At 70.6% G+C, this 6,356-nt stretch carries 3 protein-coding genes and 6 pseudogenes; 5 read left to right on the top strand and 4 right to left on the bottom strand.

Annotated features, from left to right (window positions below; all coding sequences use genetic code 11):
- Window positions 1-200, top strand: a pseudogene (locus ABT116_RS38315) (phosphatase PAP2 family protein); the annotation flags it as partial.
- Here ABT116_RS38315 and ABT116_RS38310 read toward each other — a convergent pair.
- The 3 genes and pseudogenes from ABT116_RS38310 to ABT116_RS38300 all read right to left on the bottom strand — a co-directional run.
- Window positions 185-502: pseudogene (locus ABT116_RS38310) on the bottom strand (aldehyde dehydrogenase family protein); the annotation flags it as partial. The pseudogenes ABT116_RS38315 and ABT116_RS38310 overlap by 16 nt on opposite strands.
- Window positions 503-544: 42 nt before the next feature.
- Window positions 545-1,072: pseudogene (locus ABT116_RS38305) on the bottom strand (CBS domain-containing protein); the annotation flags it as partial.
- 53 nt (window positions 1,073-1,125) lie between these two features.
- On the bottom strand, window positions 1,126-1,584 hold the full coding sequence (locus ABT116_RS38300; protein ID WP_351644081.1) for a Crp/Fnr family transcriptional regulator: 459 nt from the start codon (window positions 1,582-1,584) through the stop codon (window positions 1,126-1,128).
- A 344-nt stretch (window positions 1,585-1,928) separates the two neighbouring features.
- Here ABT116_RS38300 and ABT116_RS38295 point away from each other — a divergent pair, with 344 nt between their 5' ends.
- From ABT116_RS38295 to ABT116_RS38280, 4 genes and pseudogenes are all read left to right on the top strand, one after another.
- Window positions 1,929-2,804: a universal stress protein gene (locus tag ABT116_RS38295; RefSeq protein ID WP_351644086.1), complete on the top strand. Its 876-nt coding sequence runs from the start codon at window positions 1,929-1,931 to the stop codon at window positions 2,802-2,804.
- A 90-nt stretch (window positions 2,805-2,894) separates the two neighbouring features.
- Window positions 2,895-5,288, top strand: coding sequence for a glycoside hydrolase family 65 protein (locus ABT116_RS38290; RefSeq protein ID WP_502984008.1), 2,394 nt, complete (start codon window positions 2,895-2,897; stop codon window positions 5,286-5,288).
- A 219-nt stretch (window positions 5,289-5,507) separates the two neighbouring features.
- A pseudogene (locus tag ABT116_RS38285) lies at window positions 5,508-5,774 on the top strand (ATP-dependent DNA ligase); the annotation flags it as partial.
- A 20-nt stretch (window positions 5,775-5,794) separates the two neighbouring features.
- Window positions 5,795-5,893, top strand: a pseudogene (locus tag ABT116_RS38280) (IS5-like element IS4811 family transposase); the annotation flags it as partial.
- Between the two features lie 248 nt (window positions 5,894-6,141).
- On the opposite strand, the pseudogene ABT116_RS38275 reads toward ABT116_RS38280, so the two are convergent.
- A pseudogene (locus ABT116_RS38275) lies at window positions 6,142-6,356 on the bottom strand (hypothetical protein); the annotation flags it as partial.

The following is a 6,356-nucleotide window of genomic DNA, read 5'->3' as shown; positions in this document are numbered from 1 at the left end:
ACTACTTCCTCGACGCGGTCGCGGGCGCGGCCGTCATGGGCGCCGGACTGCTGCTGGCACCCCTCGTGATGCGCACCGCGGACCGGGTCAAGGCCAGTTCCGTCGCCTCTTCGACCAGACCTGGGCGCCGCTCGTCATCGAGCACCCCGAACGGCACGGTGACGTCGACCCGGAAACGGGGGCGTCATCGGCTGCGGTGACCAGCGCCCCGACAGGCCTGGTCGATCCCGGCCGTAGATTCCGGAGCCAGCAGCGCGGAGCCGACCATCCCGTCGGTGAACCCCTGGGGGCCGGTCTGGGCGGCCACGGTGCGCCGGTGGGTGAACTCGTCGAAGCCGGCCTTGCCGCCGGCGCCTGTGCCGGAGCCTCCCACTCCGCCGAACGGGGCGTTGCTGAGGGAGGCGTGCAGGAGGCCGTCGTTGCGGGTGACGCCGCCGGAGGTGGTGTCCTGCAGGAAGCGGCGGAAGTCGTCGCCGTCCTCGCCGTACCATACGCCGCCGGAGCGGCCCGACGGTCGTTGATGAACGCGATCCCCTCGGCACCTGTCCTCGACCTCCACACGGATGGGGGTGAGGGGTGCGGGGAAGAGGTAGCTCACGACCTCCCGGCGGACCTCCTCGGCAAGCTCCTCATCGGTGCGCAGGAAGACCTTGAGCAGGTCCGCCCGGCTGACAATGCCCTCGAGGACGCCCTCCTGGTTGACGACGGGAAGCCGCTTGACCTTGCGCTGGGCCATGATGCGGGCGGCCTGGGCGAGCGTGGCGTCGGCGTGCACCGTGACGGCCGGGGAACTCATCAGCTCCTCCGCCGTCACGCCGCCCGCCTTGGCCATGTCGTTCAGACGGCGCAGCTGCGTGTACCGGTCCGGGTCACTGTCACGGAACTCCTCCTTGGGCAGCAGGTCCGCTTCAGAGACGACCCCGATCACCCGTGCCTCGCCCTCCAGGACGGGCACCGCACTCACCTTCCACTGCTCCATGACCCTGACGATGTCCTTGAACGCGGCGTCACGGCCCACGGCCACGACGGTGTGCGTCATGACGTCGCTGACGATGTGCGGGCTGCCATGCATGGTCGTTCCCTTCCGGTGGTCGGATGCGGACCGGGACTGGGGCTAAAGGCTGCTCATAGCGGGCTCCCGCTGCCGTAGGGGGCGTACAGGTCCAGCAGCCGGATACGGGAGGCGTGCAGCCGGTCGGCGACCACACGGCCGACCCAGGCCGCGATCGCGCGGCCGAACTCGGGGTCCTGGGCGCACATGACCCGCACGGCCTCCGCGTCGAACTCGTAGGCCCGCACCGGGCTCATCGCCTCCGCGCCCAGGTGCCACACGTACGGCGAGAAGTGCCACGACCAGCCGACCAGCTCGCCGTGCCCGAGGGACTCGACGACAGCGGCTCGCCTGCCCGGGACATGAAGATCGAGCACGACCGTGCCGGTGCGCACGATCCAGAACCGATCGGCGCGCCGCCCCTCCTCGAACATGCGGGTTCCGGCGTCGAAGGACACCTCGCGGGCGACGCGCATCAGCCGCTCGCAGTGGTCGGCCGTGAGGCCCGCGGACAGGTTGGTCGTGGAGGTCATTGCTCCGCTCCCTTCAGCCGGCCCTGACGCAGCCGGGCGGCGAGTCCGTCGCGCGGGCCCGCTGCCGCTTGGGGCTGCCGGGGCCTGGTGATTTCAGCGTGTACCTGGCCCGAGTGGGGCACCACGGGCCGCCCGGCCCCTTCATCGGGGCCGTTGGGCCCTGACACGGCCTTGCCGGTGGCAGCAAGCCCCGTCCTCCCCTCCGGCGGCCCGCACGCAGGTGGGGCATGGGCCGAACGGCCCAGGCGAGGGGCCCATCCGCCCCTCGCGCCCGGTCGCCCTGGGTGCGACGGTGAAAGCGGAGCTGCAGAGTGCCCGAGCACGAGGCGGTGGGAACGATGACGATGGAACTTCCCTTTGTCGTGGGGGTCGACGGGTCGGACGGCTGTCTGCCCGCGGTCGACTGGGCCGTGGACGAGGCCGCCAGGCACGGGCTTCCACTCCGTCTGGTCTACGGCTCCCTCTGGGAGCGGTACGAGGGCCGCGCCCCGTCGGTCGGTCTGGACCGTCCCGCGCGGCAGGTGATGGCCGACCACATCGTCGCGTCCGCGGCGGAGCGAGCCGGGCGGCGTAACCCTGATGTGAAGGTGACCACCGACGTCCTCCTCGCCGATGCGACAGACGCGCTCCTTCAGGAGGGCAACAACGCCACCGCCCTGATCACCGGGTCGCGGGGCCACGGCGAGCTGAAGGGACTGCTGATCGGCTCGGTCGGGCTGACCGTCGCGGCCCGCGCGCACTGCCCGGTCGTCGTGGTACGCGGCGACAAGGCGGGCCTGGCCGGTACCCACGATCGGATCCTTCTCGGCGCCGGAGACCCGGCCACGAGTGAGGAAGCGGCGCGATTCGCCTTCCGTGAGGCCGAGGCCCGGGGCTGTGTCCTGGACGTTGTGCGTGCCTGGCGTGTCCCGGCGCACGAGACCTCGGACGCGGCCGAGCTCGCCGAAGCACCCGGCCTGGACCACGAGGAACGGGCCCGCACCGAGCTCGACGCCCTGCTCCGCGACGCCATGGCCGATCACCCCGGCGTCCGAGTGCAACGCACGACGGTCGAAGGTCCGGCCCGCAAGGTGCTCGTGCACCGCTCGGCCGCAGCTGACCTGGTGATCGTCGGAGCACGACGCCGGCAGGGCCACGTCGGGCTTCAGCTCGGCAGAGTGGCTCACACGCTGCTGCACCATGCCGAGTGCCCCGTGGCCGTCGTGCCCGAGCGCGTGTGAGCGCGGTCGAACCGGGAAACGCGGCCGCCAGGACAACCAGGTCCGGACGATCGTCCGGGCTTGTGGATCCGCTCGACGAGGAGACCGCCCGTGACGGATCTGACCTCGGAGTACGCCGGCACCTGGGAGTACGAGGGGTATCGCCCCGCGGAGGAGCGGCTGAGGGAGTCACTGTGCACGGTAGGCAACGGCTACTTCGCCACCCGAGGGGTGCTGCCCGAGTGCACGGCTGACGACGTGCACTACCCCGGGACCTATGCGGCAAGCTGCTACAACCGGCTCACGTCCGAGCTGGCCGGGCGCCAGGTCGAGAACGAGGACCTCGTCAACCTCCCCAGCTGGCTCCCGCTGCGCTTCCGGCTCACCGACCAGGAATGGCTGACACCCGATGCGGCGACTGTCCTGGACCACCGTCAGAGGCTCCACCTCCAGTCGGGACTGCTGGAGCGCCACACCCGGTACGCCCTCGGCGAGGGACGGGCGCTGTCGGTACGGCAGCTACGACTGGTGCACATGGCCGACCCGCACCTCGCGGCGCTGCGCACCGAATTCACCGCCGAGAACCTCACCGGGGAACTGGAGCTGGAGGTCGAGGCAGCGCTCGACGGGGCGGTCACCAACGCCGGAGTACCGCGCTACCGCGACCTGGACGGCCGGCACCTGACCCACGTACACACCGGTACCGCCACACCCGGCACGGTGTGGCTGCGCTGCCGCACCCGCACGTCGGACATCCGGATCGGCATGGCCGCCCGGCTGACGTCCCAGGAGCCGATCACCGACGCGCACGAACCCGCACGCGCCGTCCAGCACCTCACGCTGCCCCTGACCACCGGCCGGACGGCTACCGTCGACAAGATCATCGCCCTGCACACCTCACGTGACCCCGCGATCAGCGACCCGTTGCAGGCGGCAGTGGACCGGGCGGGCGCGGCACCGGGCTTCGACGGCCTGCTGGGCTCGCACCGCACGGCGTGGCACCAGCTGTGGCGGCGAGCCGAACTCGACGTCCCGGGAGAGGCGGGAGCCATCCTGCGCCTGCACCTCTTCCACGTGCTCCAGACCCTCTCCCCGCACACCGCCGAGCTGGACGTGGGCGTACCGGCCCGCGGACTGCACGGCGAGGCCTACCGCGGACACGTCTTCTGGGACGAACTGTTCGTCCTGCCCTATCTGAATTTGCACTTCCCCGAGGTGTCCCGCGCCCTGCTCCACTACCGCCACCGACGCCTGGACCGGGCCTGCGCCGAGGCACGGGCCACGGGCCGGCGCGGGGCGCTGTACCCGTGGCAGAGCGGCAGCGACGGACGGGAGGAGACCCAGCGGCTGCACCTCAACCCCCGCTCGGGCCGCTGGTTGCCCGACCACAGTCACCTCCAGCACCATGTCGGTTCGGCGATCGCGTACAACGTGTGGCAGTACTGCGAGGCGAGCGGAGACGCCGAGTTCCTGCACACCAAGGGCGCCGAGATGCTGCTGCGGATCGCGCGCTTCTGGGCCGACTCGGCCACCTGGGACGAGGATCTCGGGCGGCACCGCATCCCGGGCGTGGTCGGCCCCGACGAGTATCACGAGGCCTACCCGGAGGCCGAGCGACCGGGCCTGGACGACAACGCGTACACGAACGTCATGGCGGCCTGGGTGCTCACCCGTGCCCTGGAGGTGCTGCGCACGCTGCCTGAACCGCGCCGTCGCGACCTCGTCGAACGTATCGCCCTGGACGACGCCGAACCGGCCCACTGGGAGGAGGTATCCCGCACGCTGCACGTCCCGTTCCACGAGGGCGTCATCAGCCAGTTCGAGGGCTACGGCGACCTCGCCGAACTCGACTGGGACGCCTACCGCGAGCGCTACGACGACATCCGGCGCCTGGACCGGATCCTGGAGGCCGAGGGGGACAGCGTCAACCGCTACAAGGCCTCCAAACAGGCCGACGTGCTGATGCTGGGCTACCTCTTCTCGCCGGCCGAACTCCAGGGTCTCTTCCGCCGCTTGGGTCACCGGCTGGACGAGGAGACCTGGCGGCGCACGGTCGACTACTACCTGGCCCGCACCAGTCACGGCTCCACCCTCAGCGGTCTGGTGCACGGCTGGGTGCTGGCCCGCTGCCGGCGCGCAGATGCCTGGAAGTTCTGCCAAGAGGCCCTGCGCGGCGACATCGCCGACCTCCAGGGCGGCACCACCGGCGAGGGCATTCACCTGGGCGCCATGGCCGGCACCCTCGACCTGGTACAGCGGGGACTGCCCGGTCTGGAGACCCGCTCCGGGGCGCTGTGGCTGGATCCGGTGCCGCTTCCGGAACTGTCCTCGTACGGCTTCTCCGTACGCTACCAAGGCCACTGGGGCATACGCCTGCGCCTGACGAGCGGGCAGCTGGAGATCTCGGTACCGCCGTCCGACCTCCCGCCGATCGACGTCGAGCTGCCAGACCGTGCGGTCAGCGTCCAGCCCGGGGAGACGTGCCGTCTGGTTCTCACGGAGTGAGGCGGAATCCGGTCACCGCGTCCCCGCGAACACGTGGTCGCCGCCTTCAGAGCCAGCCACCGAGGATGATCAAGCCGCGGCGCACCAGTGGCTCGATGAAAGGGTTGGGACGGAGCGAAGGCTGCGGAGCATCTCTAGGATGCGGGGGCGAGGTTGTGCCGGCCCGCCGCCGGTAGAGCCCCGCAACCTCACGCCCTGCGCTCCCGGCAAGGCACGGATATGACGGGCTCGTTCCCGGAGATCCGGACTGCGGTCCTCATGCAGTTGCCGCCGAACACGGGCCTGGATGGGGAGCTGGTGGTGTGGGAGGGGGGACGGCTGGCGTTCGAGCGACTGCAGCAGCGCCTGGCCCGCAACGGCAAGGGCGCGGCCGAGGCGGCGCGGCAGTTGCCCGCGCACTACGTCGCCTTCGACCTCCTCCACCAAGGCGACAACGACCTGACCGGCTGGGCCTACCGGCGGCGGCGCGCGGAGCTTGAAGCGCTGTTCGCCGAAGGTGCCCGGGCCACGCCCGCCGGCACGCACGCGACTACGAACGACTCATCCCACACTCGGAATCACTCATCACCTGGGCCGCGATCACCCTCATGACCAGGCGTATCACCCACCGAAGCTCCCGCAGGAACCAACAGCCCGCCTCCCGCGAAGCCCAGCGGGACTGATCGTTCTCAAGGCCAGGACCATCACCTCGCCCCTGCCACCGGCCGGGACACCACTCTCCCACCCCGGGCCAGCCACTGTCAGCGGCATCACCTGCCCGGCGTCACGCCTCGCCCACGAAAGCCACGATCAGGCGCCCCGAAAAGCCGATAACCCTGGTCTTCGAGGGGAAGACCAGGGGCCGGATGCCGCCTCACGGCCGAGGAAGCGTGTCCAGGAATCGGTGGAGGGAGGACGTCATGCTCTCCACGAAGAAATCACGGGTCTGTTCAGGGACCAGGTCCAGAGACAGATACGGGTTGAGGTCCTCCAACTCGACGAGGAGCAGTTCGCCGTCCTGGGTGCGGCAGGCGTCTACACGCTGGATGCCGTGGTCGATCGTGTTCCAGTCGATGAAGCGCCGGGCGA

The sequence above is a fragment of the Streptomyces sp. NPDC002130 genome (assembly GCF_040296465.1).
GTDB lineage: Bacteria > Actinomycetota > Actinomycetes > Streptomycetales > Streptomycetaceae > Streptomyces.
This window is presented reverse-complemented; position numbering and strand designations above follow the sequence as displayed.